This window comes from Heliomarina baculiformis (genome assembly GCF_019966545.1).
GTDB lineage: Bacteria > Pseudomonadota > Alphaproteobacteria > Rhodobacterales > Rhodobacteraceae > Heliomarina > Heliomarina baculiformis.
This window is the reverse complement of the sequence record NZ_JAIMIC010000004.1, coordinates 254663-270805: the sequence shown is the minus strand read 5'-3', so window position 1 is coordinate 270805 and position 16143 is coordinate 254663. Positions and strand designations below refer to the sequence as shown.

17 protein-coding genes are annotated in these 16143 nt (G+C 63.0%); 7 read left to right on the top strand and 10 right to left on the bottom strand.

The annotated features are described in order from the left end of the window. Positions 1-15: 15 nt before the first annotated feature. The 4 genes from MF268_RS11170 to MF268_RS11155 form a co-directional block, all read right to left on the bottom strand. Complete coding sequence (locus MF268_RS11170) at positions 16-150, bottom strand: aa3-type cytochrome c oxidase subunit IV (protein ID WP_238370943.1); 135 nt, start codon at positions 148-150, stop codon at positions 16-18. Positions 151-306: 156 nt separating this feature from the next. Continuing rightward, complete coding sequence (locus MF268_RS11165) at positions 307-765, bottom strand: DUF6173 family protein (RefSeq protein ID WP_238370942.1); 459 nt, start codon at positions 763-765, stop codon at positions 307-309. After that, complete coding sequence (locus MF268_RS11160) at positions 762-1814, bottom strand: MBL fold metallo-hydrolase (protein ID WP_238370941.1); 1053 nt, start codon at positions 1812-1814, stop codon at positions 762-764. The genes MF268_RS11165 and MF268_RS11160 overlap by 4 nt, the downstream gene beginning before the upstream one ends. A 1-nt stretch (position 1815) precedes the next feature. Continuing rightward, on the bottom strand, positions 1816-3528 hold the full coding sequence (locus tag MF268_RS11155; RefSeq protein WP_238370940.1) for an acyl-CoA dehydrogenase: 1713 nt from the start codon (positions 3526-3528) through the stop codon (positions 1816-1818). A 138-nt stretch (positions 3529-3666) separates the two neighbouring features. Between MF268_RS11155 and MF268_RS11150 the strand changes: the two genes are divergently transcribed. Further along, positions 3667-4620, top strand: coding sequence for an L-threonylcarbamoyladenylate synthase (locus MF268_RS11150; protein WP_238370939.1), 954 nt, complete (start codon positions 3667-3669; stop codon positions 4618-4620). Between the two features lie 9 nt (positions 4621-4629). Here the strand turns inward: MF268_RS11150 and MF268_RS11145 are convergent, their stop codons facing one another. Then, entirely contained in the window at positions 4630-5190 is a 561-nt protein-coding gene (locus MF268_RS11145) for a YqgE/AlgH family protein (protein ID WP_238370938.1), read from the bottom strand. Positions 5191-5347: 157 nt separating this feature from the next. Here MF268_RS11145 and MF268_RS11140 point away from each other — a divergent pair, with 157 nt between their 5' ends. Continuing rightward, positions 5348-6157, top strand: coding sequence for a protein-disulfide reductase DsbD domain-containing protein (locus tag MF268_RS11140; RefSeq protein ID WP_238370937.1), 810 nt, complete (start codon positions 5348-5350; stop codon positions 6155-6157). 6 nt (positions 6158-6163) lie between these two features. Beyond that, positions 6164-6583, top strand: coding sequence for an NUDIX hydrolase (locus tag MF268_RS11135; protein ID WP_238370936.1), 420 nt, complete (start codon positions 6164-6166; stop codon positions 6581-6583). On the opposite strand, the gene MF268_RS11130 is transcribed toward MF268_RS11135, so the two are convergent. The 5 genes from MF268_RS11130 to MF268_RS11110 form a co-directional block, all read right to left on the bottom strand. Further along, a complete protein-coding gene (locus MF268_RS11130; RefSeq protein WP_238370935.1) occupies positions 6580-9981 on the bottom strand; it encodes an efflux RND transporter permease subunit in 3402 nt (1133 codons plus the stop codon). The genes MF268_RS11135 and MF268_RS11130 overlap by 4 nt on opposite strands. 4 nt (positions 9982-9985) lie before the next feature. Next, entirely contained in the window at positions 9986-11443 is a 1458-nt protein-coding gene (locus tag MF268_RS11125) for an efflux RND transporter periplasmic adaptor subunit (protein WP_238370934.1), read from the bottom strand. Between the two features lie 112 nt (positions 11444-11555). Further along, positions 11556-12098: a molybdenum cofactor biosynthesis protein B gene (gene moaB, locus MF268_RS11120; RefSeq protein ID WP_238370933.1), complete on the bottom strand. Its 543-nt coding sequence runs from the start codon at positions 12096-12098 to the stop codon at positions 11556-11558. Positions 12099-12126: 28 nt separating this feature from the next. Then, positions 12127-12726, bottom strand: a complete 600-nt coding sequence (locus tag MF268_RS11115) for a metallophosphoesterase family protein (RefSeq protein ID WP_238370932.1) — start codon at positions 12724-12726, stop codon at positions 12127-12129. Then, positions 12723-13499, bottom strand: coding sequence for a uracil-DNA glycosylase (locus MF268_RS11110; protein ID WP_238370931.1), 777 nt, complete (start codon positions 13497-13499; stop codon positions 12723-12725). Before MF268_RS11110 ends, MF268_RS11115 begins: the two co-directional genes overlap by 4 nt. Positions 13500-13552: 53 nt before the next feature. Between MF268_RS11110 and MF268_RS11105 the strand changes: the two genes are divergently transcribed. From MF268_RS11105 to MF268_RS11090, 4 genes are all read left to right on the top strand, one after another. Next, positions 13553-14176, top strand: a complete 624-nt coding sequence (locus MF268_RS11105) for a hypothetical protein (RefSeq protein ID WP_238370930.1) — start codon at positions 13553-13555, stop codon at positions 14174-14176. Between the two features lie 71 nt (positions 14177-14247). Then, on the top strand, positions 14248-15189 hold the full coding sequence (locus MF268_RS11100) for an aspartate carbamoyltransferase catalytic subunit (protein WP_238370929.1): 942 nt from the start codon (positions 14248-14250) through the stop codon (positions 15187-15189). Continuing rightward, positions 15186-15719: a hypothetical protein gene (locus MF268_RS11095; protein WP_238370928.1), complete on the top strand. Its 534-nt coding sequence runs from the start codon at positions 15186-15188 to the stop codon at positions 15717-15719. The genes MF268_RS11100 and MF268_RS11095 overlap by 4 nt, the downstream gene beginning before the upstream one ends. Further along, the gene (locus MF268_RS11090; RefSeq protein ID WP_238370927.1) at positions 15713-16141 is read left to right on the top strand and encodes a hypothetical protein; all 429 of its coding nucleotides are present in this window, start codon (positions 15713-15715) and stop codon (positions 16139-16141) included. Before MF268_RS11095 ends, MF268_RS11090 begins: the two co-directional genes overlap by 7 nt. Positions 16142-16143 lie beyond the last annotated feature (2 nt).

The following is a 16143-nucleotide window of genomic DNA, read 5'->3' as shown; positions in this document are numbered from 1 at the left end:
AGGCTCCGATTGGGATCAGGTGATGAAGATGGCCATCAGGATGAGCAGCACGATGATGATGCCCGCGGCCCATGTGACAAAGCTCATGAAGCCTTCGAAAGTTTCGGTTTGCGATTTGATATCCATCTCGCCGTGCTTGTGTTCAGCCATAAGTCTGATCCTGTTCGTGACTCTTGCAGGGGGAAGTACCGGATTCGAAAGACGGTGTCACGCGGTCAATACCGCGCAGCCGTCACTCAGGGGTGTCCTATCCATCGGTGTGGCCAAGAAAATTCAATTTTCTTGGGAAAATTCTTCGCAGAATTTTCACGGTGTCTCAGGCTCTTCGATATCCCGGACCAGCCTGAACCCGATACGATGCGCGGGCTCTTCGGGCTGCGGCTTTGCGATAGCGCGCAGCATCACGTTCAACTGGGTGACATGCTGGATCAACTGGGTCTTCGAGCCACGGCCATCGCTGCCGTAAAAAGTGACGATATCCGGGTCGAAATAGCCCATACCCTCGATGCGCAAAACACCTGCATCGCCCCCGGTCAATCCGACTGCGACTTCATGCTCGCCATCAAGCTGCGCTTCGAAATTGCGGATATAGACAATCAGCCGCTCATAAGCCCATTGCGCGGCGCTTTTGTTTTTCAGCGGCTGCTTCAGGCTGTCCGGCACCGGTGCCTTTTCGGCGCGCGCGGGGTCGGTATGGATTTCCTTCATGCGCGGCAGCACATCCGCCTCGGCGGCTTCTGCCGTCGTCCTGATCTCGTCGCTCATCCCTGGCCTTTCGCCTGATAGACCCATGCGCCATCCGCGCGTCTTTCGCGCGTGACCTCACCTCTCAGGTAGAGATGATTGACATGGGCCACGGATTCAACCAGCGCCAGCCCATATTCCCCGGCGCCGATGTTACGCTTGAACAGAACCGAGAAGCATTCCGCCGCGCTATGCGGTTCGGCCAGATGCTTTATCAGCCGACGCAGCGCGCCGTGATGATTGTCGATCAACTGCCGCAGACGCACCGGCAACCCGGTGAAAGGCAGCTTGTGCCCGCCCAAAACCAGATGATCGGGGCGTGCCAGCGGCAGGAAACGCTCGCAGGCCTCTAGCCATCCCTCAAGCGGATCGGCCTCTGGTTCGGTCACGTAAACGCCGATGTTCGGACTGATAGAGGGCAGGATCTGGTCGCCAGAGATCACCAGATTGTCATCGCGGCTCCAGAAAGTCGCGTGTTCCGGCGCGTGGCCGTTGCCGATGTGGATGTCCCACGTGCGCCCGCCCATCTCGATCACGTCGCCCTGCTTTATCCGCTTGAACCCAAGCGGCATGGGCACGGCGATATCGGCGTAGTTGAACGGTTTTTCCTGCGCCCGCTGGTCCAGGATTTCGGGATCCATCCCCGCGCTTTTCCAGAAAGCCAGCGTTTCCGAGGGCGGTCTCTCCTGCGCGTCAAGATGCAGCATCCGTGCAAAGAGCCATGAGGTGCGGGTCGACACCAACTCGGCCCCGTGTTCGGTCTGGAACCAGCCCACGTTGCCCATGTGATCCGGGTGATGATGGGTCATGATCACCCGCTTCACCGGCTTGCCCGCCATCGGCCCGTTCAGCACTTCGGTCCAGATTTCACGCGTCTTGCGTGATCCGAACCCGGTGTCGATCACCGTCCAGCCGTCTCCGTCATCCAATGCGTAGAGGTTGACGTGATCCAGCTTCATCGGCAGCGGCATACGGATCCAGAGGATCCCGGGGGCGACCTCGATCGCGCCCCCGTGTTCCGGTGGTGTATCCCAAGGGTAATTCAGCACCATCGGTCTTTCCGTATCCATATCAGGCCACCAGGTCTTCGAGGCTCATCTCGTAGAGATCCTTCGCTCCGGCCTGCGCATGGGCGAGAAGACCGGCATGTTCGGGCAGCAAGCAGGTGATATAGAACCGGGCAAGTGTTTCGCGTGCCGATCCCGGTTCCGCCAGTGCGGCGGAGAGGTGGAAATGCGCCCCGAGCACCCGCGCAAATCCGCGCAGGTAAGGCACCGCGCCCGCGAACCGGTCGTTCATGTCGCTCTGACCGTTCAGCCATTCGGTCGCCTCGCGCAGGGTTTCCGCCGCCTGCCAGACCGCGTCGGCCATGTCCGGGAAGGTCGCCTTGGCCTGTTCCGCCTGCGTCTCGATTTCATCAAGCAGGTGCATCGCGGCCTCGCCGCCGTCCATCATCTTGCGCGCGACAAGATCCATCGCCTGGATCCCGTTCGTGCCCTCGTAGATCGCGGTAACCCGGCTGTCGCGATAGTACTGCGCCGCGCCGGTTTCTTCGATAAAGCCCATGCCGCCGTGCACCTGAACGCCCATTTCAGAGACGTCGATCCCGGTGTCCGTCCCGAAGGCCTTGGCAATCGGTGTCAGCAGAGCCGCACGGGCGGCCCAGTCCGCCTCCCCGGTGGCGTTCTGCATGTCGATGGCAACCGCGCAGGACAGAATGATGGCGCGGGCGGCGAACAGCTCGGCCTTCATCGTCATCAGCATGCGGCGCACATCCGCATGTTCCGCGATGGTGCCCGAGGAGCCTTCGGCGGTACGGCCCTGCTTGCGCTCCATCGCATAGGCCAGCGCGTGCTGGTAGGCGCCCTCGCCCGAACCGACGCCCTGACCGCCAACGCCAAGCCGCGCGTTATTCATCATGGTGAACATCGCCGCCATGCCGCCGTTTTCCTTGCCGATCAACCAGCCCTTGGCGCCGTCATATTGCATGACGCAGGTCGGCGAACCGTGCAGGCCCATCTTATGCTCAAGCGAGACCACTTTGAGTTGGTTCGCCACGCCCGGCGCGCCGTTTTCATCGGGGATGTTCTTGGGCACGAGAAACAGGCTGATCCCCTTGGTGCCCGCCACGCCATCGGGCAGGCGTGCAAGGACAAGGTGGCAAACATTCTCGGTGAAATCGTTGTCGCCCCAGGAGATATAGATCTTTTGCCCGGTGATGGCATAGGTGCCGTCATCCAGCGGCTCGGCCTTGGTCGACAGCGCCCCCACGTCCGATCCCGCCTGCGGTTCAGTCAGGTTCATGGTGCCGGACCATTCGCCCGAGATCAGCTTGGGAAGGTAAAGCTCCTTGATCTCATCGCTGGCATGATGCTCCAGCGCTTCGATCTGGCCCATGCTCATGAGCGGGGCCAGTTCCAGCGAAAGGCAGGCGCTCGACATCATTTCGTTGACCGAGGTCAGCAACGTTACAGGCAGGCCCATGCCGCCATGTTCCTCGGGCGCACTGATCCCGATCCAGCCGCCTTCGGCGATCGCTTTCCAGCCCTCGGCAAATCCGGGCGAGGTGCGCACGACGCCGTTTTCCAGCCGTGCCGGGTTAAGATCGCCATTGCGTTGCAGCGGGGCCATGACCTCTTCGCACATCTTTCCCGCTTCGTTCAGAATCGCCGAAACCACGTCGCTGCTGGCTTCCGAATAACGCTCGGTTCCAGAGACGCGGTCAAAACCGACGACGTGACGCAGCATGAATTCATAATCGGATACGGGGGCACGATAAGGCATTGCTTACTCCTCGCTGGTCAATGGCTTAAGACTATGGACGGGCTTGGATTCTGCCCGAGCCGCCTTTATGGGACAGCAGTCCCCGGCATTCCAGAGCAGTCTGCCGATCCACGCAACTGAAACGCCGCGTCACGCCTAATGAACTCTTCGTCAACCCTCATGCTCGGGCCCTCGGCCACGGACCTCGCCCGGGCCGCCGATCTGCTGCGGCAAGGCGCCTGCGTCGCTTTCCCCACCGAAACCGTCTATGGGCTGGGGGCTGATGCGACCAACGGGCGGGCGGTGGCCGGCATCTACGAGGCCAAGGGACGGCCGAGCTTCAATCCGCTGATCGTCCATGCTGCCGATGTGGCCACGGCGCAGCGGTACGTGGGCTGGTCCGATGAGGCGGAAACGCTGGCCCGCGCCTTTTGGCCCGGACCTCTTACGCTGGTACTGCCGCTGCGCGCCGATGCGGATGTGTCGCCCCTTGTTACCGCCGGTCTTGATACGCTGGCGATCCGCGTTCCAGCGCACCCGACCGCACGGGCGTTGCTCAAAGAGTTTGGCGGCGTGGTGGCCGCGCCCTCGGCCAACCCCTCGGGGCGGATCAGCGCCACGACAGCGGACCATGTCAGGGACGGGCTGGGCGGACGTATCGCCGCCATTGTCGATGACGGCCGCTGCGAGGTTGGGCTGGAATCGACGATCCTCGGTTTCGGTGATGATCGTAAACCGGTCCTGCTGCGGCCCGGTGGGCTGGCGGTGGAAGAGATCGAAGGCGTATTGGGCGGCCCCGTGCAGCGGCGCGCGCCCTCTGCCACGCTAAACGCGCCGGGGCAGATGCTGTCGCATTACGCGCCGAAGGCCGCGATCCGCCTTAATGCACCGTCTGCGGAGCGAGGTGAAATCCTGATCGGGTTCGGAGAGATGCCCTGTGACCTGAACCTGTCGCCCGAGGGCGATTTGGCCGAGGCGGCGGCGAACCTGTTCGGCCACCTGCATCTTGCCGACCGAGACGGTCGTCCTATCGCCATCGCTCCGATCCCGAAGACCGGTCTGGGCCTTGCCATCAATGACAGGTTGGCCCGCGCGGCGGCACCGCGCGACTAGAACCGCGCTTCAGGCGTTGCCTGAACTGGCGGAAAGCGTCAGCGGGTCGACCCCGATCTCGGCCAGCGCAGCACCCCATTTCGCGTCATTGTCGAGATCGTAGATGATCTGCTCATTGACCTCGGCGGTGAGCCAGCCGTTATGGGCGATTTCCTGTTCCAGCTGCCCCGGCCCCCAGCCCGCATAGCCCAATACCATCAGGAATTTCGATGGTCCGGTGCCGCTGGCGATATCCTCAAGTATATCGAGCGTCGCCGTCATCCGCAGCGTATCGCTGATCCGCAGGGTCTGAAGCGGCGACTCGTAATCATTGCTGTGCAGCAGGAACCCGCGGGCGCCCTCCACAGGGCCGCCGAAATGCACGGGCAGATCCCTGCCCGCGGCATCCTTGCGGCCTTCGATTTCAAGCTGGGCGAGCAGATCCGAGAGGTGAACATCCTCGGCGGGCTTGTTGATGATCAGCCCCATGGCCCCGTCATCATCGTGAGAGCACATCAGGATCACGGATCGTTCGAACCTAAGGTCGCCCATGCCCGGCATTGCGATCAGTAGCTTTCCGGTCAGGTCCATGTAGCGTTACTTCCTTTAATTCCGAACGCTCCGATCCGGCAGCGGTTCCATGACAGCATGGCCCTCGCTGCCGGGAAGGGCAAGGGACACATCCCTTTTGCTTGACCTGACCGCAACGTGACTTGGCATTTCATCGTTTTGCGGCCATCTAGTATCGATGATCAGACTGATAGCCATTATCGCCACGCTTGGCCTATTGCAGACGCCTGCGCCCCTCACCGCTCAGGGTTCGCTGGAAGAGATCGTGCGCGTCGACGTGCTTGATGGCGGGCGAATGGCCGACGGCAAGGTACAGGCGGCGCTGAAACTCACGCTTGCGCCCGGCTGGAAAACCTATTGGCGCGCCCCCGGAGATGCGGGCATTCCACCCGAGTTCGACTGGAGCGGGTCGAGCAATATCACCGCCGCCGCGCTGGTCTGGCCAACGCCCGAGGTATTTCACCTCGGTGGGTTGCGCAGCATCGGCTACAAGCATGAGCTTGTGCTCCCGGTTATCGTCACGCCAAAAGTGCCGGGCCAGCCCATCCGTCTTTCAGGGAGAATCGATTTCGGCGTCTGCAGCGATGTCTGCATCCCGGCGTCGCTCAGCTTTGACAGCGCGCTGAAACCGGGCGCAAAGCGCAACCCGGCAATTGCCGCGGCGATGGCCGCGCGTCCGCTTTCCGCGAACGAGGCCGGTGCCGGAAAAGCCAAATGCGCCCTGAAACCGACGGCGAACGGCATGGAAGTCACCGCCGAGATCGACCTGCCCCCGACCGGCGGCACCGAAGTCGCCGTGATCGAAACCGGCAATCCGAAACTCTGGGCCTCCGAACCGGTCGTGACCCGGTCCGGCAACCGGCTGCGGGCAACGAGCGAACTGGTTCATGTCGAAGGCAAGCCCTATGCGCTCGACCGGTCGGCGCTGCGCCTGACGGTGCTTGGCAGCAGCCGCGCGGTTGACATCCGAGGGTGCGAGTCCCGATAACGGGGCATGACAAAATCCCCCATCCTAGGAACCATTGCCGTCATCCTGCATCAGGACCGAGTGCTGTTGGTGCGGCGGATCAAACAGCCCGACGCAGGGCTGTGGGGGTTTCCCGGTGGCCACGTCGAATGGGGGGAGACCGCGCTCGACGCGGCGGCGCGCGAAGCGCAGGAAGAAACCGGCGTCATCGCGAAACCGCAGGAATACCTGACGAATGTGGACGTGATCCTGCCCGATGCCCGGGGCGGCACAGCGGTACATTTCCTGCTGACAGCGGTGCGCTGCGCCTATGTCTCGGGCACGCCGGTTGCGGCCGATGACGTGAGCGACGCGGACTGGTTTCCGGTGGACGACGTCCTGTCGCGCAAGATCGAAATGAGCGAGTCGGTAGATGAGATGGTCCGGCTGGCGCAGGCACGTATCTAGGCCCGGCGCATCCGGCCAGAGCGCCGGAAGAACATGACCGCAACCGGATAGGCCACCAGAAGCACTGCCAGCGCGCCTGCAACAAAAAGCGTCAGCGCGGCCTGCAAAGGTGCGGTCGCCGCGAATCCCGGCATCAGGGCCGCAAGCGGTGGCGCGAGCGCCCCAGTTACCAGCACCCCCCCCATCGTCGTCGCCAGCCATGCCAGCAACACGAACGCCATACCGCCTGCAACGCCCCGCATCGCCCCGCTACGCGGGCCGAGAGCGCGGCGAAAAGAGGCAAGCGGGCGGATGAAATCGGCCTGTATGGCAATCAGCGCAGGCACCACGAGCAAAACGAGAACCATGCCAAAGCCAAGCCCATAGACCAGCGTGATCACCGTGGGCTTGAGGAACTGGGCCTGGGTGGATTGCTCGTAGAGCAGCGGCGCCAGACCGAGCACCGTCGTCAGCGTGGTCAAGAGAACAGGTCGCAGCCGGTCCGCCGCGCCTGCGATGATCGAGGGTACAAGCCCCCTGTCACGCGCGTATTCGTCGATGGTCGTGACCAGCACGATGGAGTCGTTGATAATGATTCCGGTCATCCCCAGAAGCCCGACAACCGTGAACATCGATAGGGGTGTCTCCCAAAGCGCGTGACCCCAGATTGTCCCGACCAGACCGAAGGGAATGATCGCCATCACCACCAGCGGACGGGTCCAGCTTGCAAAGACCCAGGCCAGCGTCAGGTAGATACCCGTCAAAACGAGGATCAGCCCGGTCATGGCGTCGCTGAGAAATTCGTCCTCCTGCTCGCTGAGACCGGCCAGATACCATTCCACTTGCAGCACGCTGGCAATCCTTGGCAAGATTTCGGTTTCCAGCTCGGTGTTGATCTCGGCGGCGCGTTCCGGGTCATCCTCGGAAATGTCCCCGGTCACGCTGATGACCCTCACCCCGTTTTCACGACGAACCGATGAAAATCCGGTGCGCTGCTCGACGCTCACTATATCGGCAAGCGGCACGTAACCACCGCCCGGCATGCGCATCTGGGTGCGCTCGAGAAAGTCCGCCGTCAGTTCGGATTCGGGCAGTTCCACACGGATCTTGGCACTGCGCGGCCCGTCGGGATAGGTCGCGGCCTCGATCCCGTTCAGCCGCGAGCGCAGCGCCGGCGCAAGGGCTTCGATGGTAAATCCGACGGCCTGCCCCTGCGGGGTCAGGTCAAGCACCAGCTCTTCCTTGTCATAGGCAAGGTTGTCCTCGATCCCCGAAACCTCGGGGAACCGGGCCAATTCTGTCTTTAGCGCCTCGCTCGCGGCCTTGAGCGTCTGGACATCCGCCCCGTAGAACTGGACCGAAAGTGCGTCGCCCCCCGGTCCGGACCGCCAGCTTCTAAAGGACACGGTTTCGGCCATCGGGTGATTGACGACCTTTTCCTGAATGTCCTTGACGAAGGCCGATGCGGAATAGGGCCGCAGGTCTGCATCGATCAGCTCAATGCTGATCGCGCCAAGCTGGTCCGGATCCTTGTTGTCGGCACCGTTCAGTCCGGGCCATGCGTTGCCGCCAAGCTCGGCGATCACGTAATCCAGCGGGCTGATGCCATATTCGGCCTCATATTCAGCGGCGACCTCGTCCGTGGCGCGCTGCAATTCCCGCATCATCGCGATGGAATCGGCGCGGGTCGCACCCTCGGCCATCATGAAGTTGCCGGTCACCGAGCCGCGCTCGGGGCCGCTGAAGAACCGCCACTGGATATCTCCGCGAATGAAGATCGCGACCTGGCTTGCCAGCAGGGCCACTGCTCCGGCCAGCACCACGTAGCGCGCTTTCACGACCCCGCGCATCAGCGGCGTAAACAGGTTCTCACGCACCCAGACAAAGCCCCGGTTCACGTATCGGTTCGGCAGGTCATACCAGTGCTGGCGCGCCGAATGGGTTACCGCGTGGCTCATGTGATTTGGCAGGATCAGGAAGCATTCGACCAGCGAGGCGATCAGCACGACGATCACCGTAAAGGGAATGTCCTTAATCATGTCGCCGAACCGGCCGCCGATGGAGGTCAGGCCGAAAAAGGCGATGACCGTCGTGACCGTTGCGGCAAAGACCGGCATCGCCATGCGCCGGGCCGCATTTTCCGCCGCGACGACACCCGGCTCGCCCATCCGTCGGGCGCGGAAATCCACGTGCTCGCCCACGACAATTGCGTCGTCGACCACGATGCCCAGTGTCAGGATCAGCCCGAAGAGACTGATCATGTTGAAGGTCAGCCCAAAGGCGTACATCAGCGCGATCGCCGCGAACATGGCAACGGGAATCCCGGCGGCCACCCAGAATGCGATGCGCGCGTTGAGGAACAGGAACAGCAGGCCCACAACCAACGCCAGCCCCATCAGCCCGTTATCGACAAGCAGGTTGAGACGACCGGTAATGGCCTCGGCCCGGGTGCGGATCAGATCGATCTTGACCCCTTCGGGCGCGGTGGTCTGCATCCGCGCCACGACCTCTTCGACCGTATGCTGGATGCCCACGGCGTCGCCCTGATCGGAACGATCCACACGGATCGAAACCGCCGGGTTGTCGCCAACGAAATAGGTGCGCGACCGGTCGGTTCCCTCGACACGAATGGTGGCGACATCGCCAATGGTCAGGGTAGAGCCATCAGCGTTCGACCGCAGGACGATGTTCGCAAGATCATCGGGTGTGCGTTTTTCGGTCCCGGCCCGTACCCGCGCATTGGCGCCCTCTACATCGCCCGCGGGGTTGGCCGAAACCTCGGCCCGCACCGCCGTCGCGATCTCCGACATGGTCACGTCATAGCCCACCAGCCGTGACGACGGCACCTCGATCACCGTATTGGGCGCGGCCACCCCGCGCAGCGTCGTCCGCGTCACGCCGCTGGCAAAGAGCCGCGCGACAAGTTCGTCGGCCAGCAGGGCAAGTTGCTGCGCATCGAGCGGGCCGCTGATGACCACATCGGTCACCCGGTCACGCCAGACAGCCCTTTGTATCGTTGGCTCTTCGGCCTCGTCCGGAAAGGTCGAAATACCGTCGATGACGCTCTGGATGTCCTCGACCGCGCGTCCTGAATCCCAGCCCGGCTCGAACTCGACAGTGACCTGCCCCCACCCTTCGTGCGAAACGGCATAGGTGTTTTCGACACCCTCGACCGACAGCAGGGCCGGGTCTAGCGCCTGTATGATGGCGCTGTCCACGTCCTCGGGACCCGCGCCCTCCCAGACCAAGTTCACGTTGATGTTGCTCGATACCACGTCCGGAAAAAACTGGGTGCGCATGTTAGGCATCGCCGCTACGCCCAGGACCAAGAGCAGCACCAGCAAGAGATTCGCCGCCGTCCGGTGCCTGGTAAAGTAGGACAGCAACCCGCCCGCCGAGCGCGGAATATTCCGGGCCATGGCCCTAGCCCCCGATCCGGGATTCGATGCGGGCCACAAGCCCTGCCGGCACCTTATCGCTGCTGAGCTGCGCCAGCATGCGCGCCTTCATCTCGGCCGGCATGCCTTCGTTCGCTTCGACAAAGGCCACAAGCTTGCTACGCCTTTCCTGGCTGAGTTCCAGTAAATCCGAAGGCGGCTCATCGTCGGACGGCGGCAGGTTCAGCGGGCGCACCCGGATCCCCGGGCCCAGAACCGGCGTGCGGTCAACCACGACCAGCTGACCGGCCAGACCTTCGCCCCGCACCAGCACGTCATCGCCCTGACGGCGCACAAGTTCGACCGACAGCGACTGCAACCGGTCGCCATCCTCCAGAACCAGCACCGTATTGCTTGAATCCAGCGCCGATGCAGGCAAGAGCGCGACCTCCGCCAGCGGCGGTTCGTCCACCTTGACGATCACGAAGTCATCCGGTTTGAAACCGGGTGCAGGATCGAGCTGCGCATAGAGCATACGGCCAAGCTGGCCCTCTCCGGCGCGGGCATTGTCGCGGCTGATCTGACCTTCGGCCTGCAGGTCGGCGCCATTGGCATCCAGCGTCACCCGCACCGGCGCCTTGATCAGCGACCCGTCGCGCCCGAGCAGCCGCGCGTATTGCGAAGTCGAGACGCGAAACGACACTTCGAGCGCGGAGCCGTCGACAATATTGCCGAGCATTTCGTTGACCGAAACCAGACCGCCTTCGACGACATTTACATCGCTGAGCGTACCGGCGAATTCCGCCGTGATCACCGTATCCTCGAGATCTCGCTGCGCGTCCTGTACGGCAAGCTGCATCCGGGAAAGATCGGTATTAGCCTGATCGATGCGCAGCTCTGCCTGTGCCAGCGACAGGCGGCTGGCCAGCACGGCTTGCCGGGACGAGGCCGCCGCAAGCTCGGCGCTTTCCACCGTCGCCGATGTCGCCACGCCACGCGTTTCCAGATCAATTTGCCGCTGGTAGGCACGTTCCTGAAGCTCCGCCTGTTCCTCGGCGGCGGCCAGCGTATCGCGGGCAAGGTCAAGCGAGCGCTCGGCATCGCGCAGCTCTGTCTCTGCGTCCTGAAGATTGCTGCGGGCCGTTTCCAGCGCCGACTGTGCGTCCTTGGGGTCGATCCGCAAAAGCATGTCGTCCTGTTCGACCACGCCGCCTTCTTCAAAGGACGCGGCGAGTTCGACGACACGACCGGCCACGGGCGAGCGGATTTCAAGGGTGCGACGGCTCTGTACCTGACCGAAAACTTCCAGCTCTGGGACAACGGTTTCCAGCCGGGCCTCTTGCAGGTTCACTGCAAAGACCCGTTCGTTCGGGGGCATCTCGCGCCCCTCCTGAGACATCCTGTCCTGCACCGCGAGGAAAACGCTCTGCACGGCATAGATCACCAATGCCAGCGCGAGCGCCGACAGAAACAGGCCGATCAGTGTTTGACGCAGGAATCTCATGCTTGATCAACGTACCCTTATTCCACCGCAACCCGGCCTGTCCGGCACAAGAATACCGGCTGCCGCTTGCGCGGCACAGACAGGGTCACATTCCCTTATACGCCGGGAACGCCTATTTCCGTCGCTGATTTTCCGTTAGGCGCGGAAAAATCTCGACAAAATTGCAGGGTTTGTGACGGTAGTCGAGCTGATGGCACAGAATTTCGTCCCATGCATCCTTGCAGGCACCCGGGCTCCCGGGCAGCGCAAAGAGGTAGGTTCCGCCTGCCACGCCACCCGTGGCGCGTGACTGAACCGCGCTGGTGCCGATCTTTTTCATCGACACGATGGTGAAGACAGTGCCAAAGGCATCGATCTCTTTTTCATAGACGTCGCGATGCGCTTCTACCGTCACGTCGCGCCCGGTGAGACCGGTGCCGCCCGTGGAAATCACCACGTCGACATCGGGGTTGGCAATCCAGTCGCGCAGATGGGCGGCGATGGAAGCGCGGTCATCCTCGACGATCCGCCGGTCGGCCAACACGTGCCCCGCCGCGGAAAGCCTGTCCACAAGCACCTGCCCCGACCGGTCATCTTCCATGCTGCGGGAATCCGAAACGGTCAGCACGGCAATCCGCACCGGCATGAACTCCCTGACCTGCGCGCTCTCGGGCATCTTGCGTCTCCTTGGTGATAGTTGTGGGTCAGTCCGGAATTTCGAACCAGTTCGGCATCGGGCCAAGGTTCACCACGGGCGTCTCGCCTATTTGGCCCGTTTCCCCCCAACTGTCGTGGATGTGACCGCAGACGGCCAGCCGGGGCTGAATTCGCCGGATCGCGTCACGGATCGCCACGGACCCGACAGAATGACCGCTAGAGGTCGAATCCGCTACGCCCTTTGGCGGGGAATGCAGGATCAGGATGTCCGCCGCTTCGCATTCCTTCAGCATGCCGGCTGCCGTGTCTTCGTCGAGATCGCAGGACCAGCCGCCGAACGGGGTCTCGGGCACCCCATAGCCAAGCCCGAAGAGCCGCAGGCCCGAGATCGTCATGCCCTGACCGTGCAGCACCGCAAAACCCTCGGGCACCGCCGCGCGCAACTCGTCCGCGCTCTCGGCATTGCCGGGCACAAGGACAGTGGGGCGGCGTATCTCGCCCAGCATGTCCATCGCAAGATCAAGACCCTGCCGCATGTTACAGAAATCGCCGGCACCGATGACCAGGTCCGCGCTGTTACCCGCTTCGACCAGTTCGGCGGCCCGCGCCGTATCGAGGTGCAGATCGGAAAAGGCCAGAATTCTCATGATGTACTCCGTTTCAGCCGGGCGTTGAGTTCCAGCAGGTCTGCCCATGCCATTTTTTTGTCTCTCGGCCGACCGAGAAGCTGCGCTGGATGCAGCATCGGCAGCACCGGACGGCCCCATGTCTCGGCCCAGTGGCCGCGCAACCGCGAGATCCCCCGTTTGCCCAGCACCGCGTCGCAGGCCGTGTTTCCCATCAGGATGAGGAACTCGGGTGCCGCCAGCGAGACATGACGTTCAAGGAAGGGACGCAGCATCGCAAGCTGGTCAGGCCGTGGTTCATGATTCTGCGGCAGACGCCATGGCAGCGCCGTGGTGACGTAAACATTCTCGGCGCGGCTGAGGCCAATGGCCGCCAGCATCGCATCGAGCAATTCCCCCGGCTTGCCGACAAAAGGACGTCCGGCGCGATCCTCGTCGCGGTCCGGCGCGTCTCCGATGATCATGACACGGGCGCCCGGCGTACCGTCACCAAACACAAGACTGCGCGCGCCTTTTTTGAGATCGCAATGCTCAAACGCGGCCAGCGCGGCGTGCAGGGCGTCCAGCGAAGCGGCACCCTTTGCCGCCGCGCGCGCTTCGGCCACGGCATCCAACTCGACGTCCTCGACCTGGGCCACCGCCTGCGAGACGCCGGAGGGTTGCGCCGGTTTCGGCAAAGCGTCTGGCAGGCTGTAGCGATCGATGGGTGCATCGCAGATCGCCTCGGTCGCGCCAAGTTCGATCTGCCATTCCAGCATCGCCCGCGCTGCTTCGAATTCCTGATATGATTCCATTCCCAGCACCCTATGATCTGGACAATTCAGGTTCCAGTGCCAAGTGATACAAGATGTCCCCCGCGTTCCGATCCAGCCTGTCCCGATGGTTTCGCAACCTGCATCTAGGCGCGTTGCTGGTGCTTTTCAGTGCTGTATTTCTGGCCGAATATGCCGGGGCGCAGGGCAGCCTGCTTGACCCGCCCGCCGGAAGCCTGAGACAGCAGCGTCCCCCGGGCAGCCTCAACCCGCTGCCCCCCTCGAACGGCATGACCCGTTCGGGACGCATCCCGCCAATTCCCGAACCCGCCTTGCCCGACCTCTCGGGCGGGCTGAAACCTTTTCCTCGGATCGAACCTCCCCAATTGAACCTTCCCGACCGGCGCTGCCTGCCCGGTGAATCCGGAGGTCTGGCATCGAATTGCATTCCCGGGGCAGAGATCTGCCCGAACGGCCTGACCTGCGCGCCGGGTAGCCGTTGTTCCATCGGCGGCGGGTGCATTCCGGCCAACGCGACGGATTGCGGACAGGGGCGGTATTGCCCGGCCAACAGCCTATGTCTCGGGGAAGGAGGATGTTCGGCTATCGGCGCGACCCGCTGCACCGAGGGCAGGATCTGCGCGCCCGGCACACAGTGCAACGGCACCGGCAGCTGTACGCCCACGCGGCGCCCGCCGATCCGCCCCGGCTCGCGCTGAGCCCTTAATCCCGGTTGATGCATCCCCGTGCAGATGCAATAAGCAGATGATCACAAGACAGCGAGGCCCACATGACCTTTTCCCACCGACATCTTCTGGGAATAGAGCATCTGGCCCCGTCGGACATCACGGCCGTGCTGGACCTTGCCGACACCTATGCCGATCTGAACCGACAGCCACAGAAACATGGCGATGCGCTGGCTGGCATGACACAGATCAACATGTTCTTCGAAAACTCGACGCGTACGCAGGCCAGTTTCGAACTGGCCGGGATGCGGCTTGGCGCCGATGTCATGAACATGTCGATGCAGACCTCCTCGGTCAAAAAGGGTGAAACCCTCATTGATACGGCGATGACGCTGAACGCGATGCACCCCGATTTGCTGGTGGTGCGGCACCCGTCGTCGGGGGCCGTCGATCTGCTTGCGCAAAAGGTCAATTGCGCGGTGCTGAACGCCGGTGACGGACGTCATGAACACCCGACGCAGGCGCTGCTCGACGCGCTTACGATCCGCCGCGCCAAGGGTCGGCTGCACCGTCTGAACATCGCGATCTGCGGTGATATCGCCCATTCGCGCGTGGCACGTTCCAACATCCTCTTGCTCGGCAAGATGGAGAACCGCATCCGCCTGATTGGTCCCCCGACGCTGATGCCCTCGGGCATCGGCGAATTCGGTGTCGAAGTCTTCGAGGACATGAACGAGGGCCTGCGCGACGTGGATGTCGTGATGATGCTGCGGCTTCAAAAAGAACGCATGGATGGCGGCTTTATCCCGTCGGAGCGCGAATATTACTTCCGCTACGGGCTCGACAGCGAAAAGCTTGGCATGGCCAAGGAAGACGCCATCGTCATGCACCCCGGTCCGATGAACCGGGGCGTGGAAATCGACGGCACGCTGGCGGATGACATCAACCGATCCGTCATTCAGGATCAGGTCGAGATGGGCGTCGCCGTGCGGATGGCCGCAATGGACCTGCTTGCCCGTAACCTGCGACAGAGAACCGCCGCATGAGTGAAACGATTTCAGTCCCGGCAGGCGAGCGCCGCGTCGTTCGGGTTTTTGCACTGGACATGCGCCCGGAACAGGTGCGGTTCCTGCGCGAAGAACCCGGCGCGATAGCCGATGCTCTTGGCGATGGTGATCTGGACCCGGACCACGTGGTCATACTCAAGATCTCCGATCTGGAGGAGGTCGGGCTTGCCGGTTACCTCACCGAAGGCAGCGGCGTCGAAGCCGCCGAGGTCGAAGCCGCACGCGAAAGGCTCGACGCGCTTTACGGGCATGTTCTGATCCTGCACTCCCGTGCCTTTCATGACCGCCCCGCCGAGTTGCATCCCGCGTCGCGCCTTAGGCTTGTCGCCACCTTCGGGCGCCCGGCGACGGACTGGAGCGGCCCGCCGATTGAAACCGAAAGCGCGAAGCCACAGGCACGACCGCCCTCGCCCAGAGAGGCGCGTGGGCAAGCCCGCCGCATCGGTGCGATCGTCTTTGCCGTCTTCGTGGCGCTGATCCTGCTCACCTTCGCGATGGTGCTATGGTAACAGCGGCCCCCCTTCGTTTCCGCGTTGATCGGGCGGCCTATTTCCACAGCCAGACCAAGGTCGCGGCGCTGGCGATGGGTGGCGCGATGGGCGTGCTCTGGCTGCTGGACGATCCCAACGTCTGGGTTGGCGCGGTCGCCGGTCTGGCCGCCATCGCCTTTCGTGGCTGGTTCCTCGCCTCCGAGGAACTTCCCGTCGTCTGGGAGGTACGCGGTTCGCGCCTGATCGGTCCCGGCGGGCGCGAGGTAAAACTCGACGAAATCAGCAAATTCAGGACGATGGGCAGCTTTGTCCAGATCGTCACCGTGACCGGGGAAAAGCATCTGATCAAGTATCAGGCCGATCCCGCCGCCACCATCGCCGCGCTGCGCCGCGCCCAGTCCGTCTGCGGATCAGATACGCCAGCGCCCCGGAGGACCTGACA

Coding starts and splice junctions, on each gene's coding strand:
- MF268_RS11130 (WP_238370935.1), bottom strand. CDS start 9,981: ATGGCCCGGAATATTCCGCGCTCGGCGGGCGGGTTGCTGTCCTACTTT.
- MF268_RS11115 (WP_238370932.1), bottom strand. CDS start 12,726: ATGAGAATTCTGGCCTTTTCCGATCTGCACCTCGATACGGCGCGGGCC.
- MF268_RS11150 (WP_238370939.1), top strand. CDS start 3,667: ATGAACTCTTCGTCAACCCTCATGCTCGGGCCCTCGGCCACGGACCTC.
- MF268_RS11155 (WP_238370940.1), bottom strand. CDS start 3,528: ATGCCTTATCGTGCCCCCGTATCCGATTATGAATTCATGCTGCGTCAC.
- MF268_RS11165 (WP_238370942.1), bottom strand. CDS start 765: ATGAGCGACGAGATCAGGACGACGGCAGAAGCCGCCGAGGCGGATGTG.
- MF268_RS11140 (WP_238370937.1), top strand. CDS start 5,348: ATGATCAGACTGATAGCCATTATCGCCACGCTTGGCCTATTGCAGACG.
- MF268_RS11110 (WP_238370931.1), bottom strand. CDS start 13,499: ATGGAATCATATCAGGAATTCGAAGCAGCGCGGGCGATGCTGGAATGG.
- MF268_RS11170 (WP_238370943.1), bottom strand. CDS start 150: ATGGCTGAACACAAGCACGGCGAGATGGATATCAAATCGCAAACCGAA.
- MF268_RS11090 (WP_238370927.1), top strand. CDS start 15,713: ATGGTAACAGCGGCCCCCCTTCGTTTCCGCGTTGATCGGGCGGCCTAT.
- MF268_RS11105 (WP_238370930.1), top strand. CDS start 13,553: ATGTCCCCCGCGTTCCGATCCAGCCTGTCCCGATGGTTTCGCAACCTG.
- MF268_RS11100 (WP_238370929.1), top strand. CDS start 14,248: ATGACCTTTTCCCACCGACATCTTCTGGGAATAGAGCATCTGGCCCCG.
- MF268_RS11145 (WP_238370938.1), bottom strand. CDS start 5,190: ATGGACCTGACCGGAAAGCTACTGATCGCAATGCCGGGCATGGGCGAC.
- MF268_RS11160 (WP_238370941.1), bottom strand. CDS start 1,814: ATGGATACGGAAAGACCGATGGTGCTGAATTACCCTTGGGATACACCA.
- MF268_RS11095 (WP_238370928.1), top strand. CDS start 15,186: ATGAGTGAAACGATTTCAGTCCCGGCAGGCGAGCGCCGCGTCGTTCGG.
- MF268_RS11135 (WP_238370936.1), top strand. CDS start 6,164: ATGACAAAATCCCCCATCCTAGGAACCATTGCCGTCATCCTGCATCAG.
- MF268_RS11125 (WP_238370934.1), bottom strand. CDS start 11,443: ATGAGATTCCTGCGTCAAACACTGATCGGCCTGTTTCTGTCGGCGCTC.
- moaB (WP_238370933.1), bottom strand. CDS start 12,098: ATGCCCGAGAGCGCGCAGGTCAGGGAGTTCATGCCGGTGCGGATTGCC.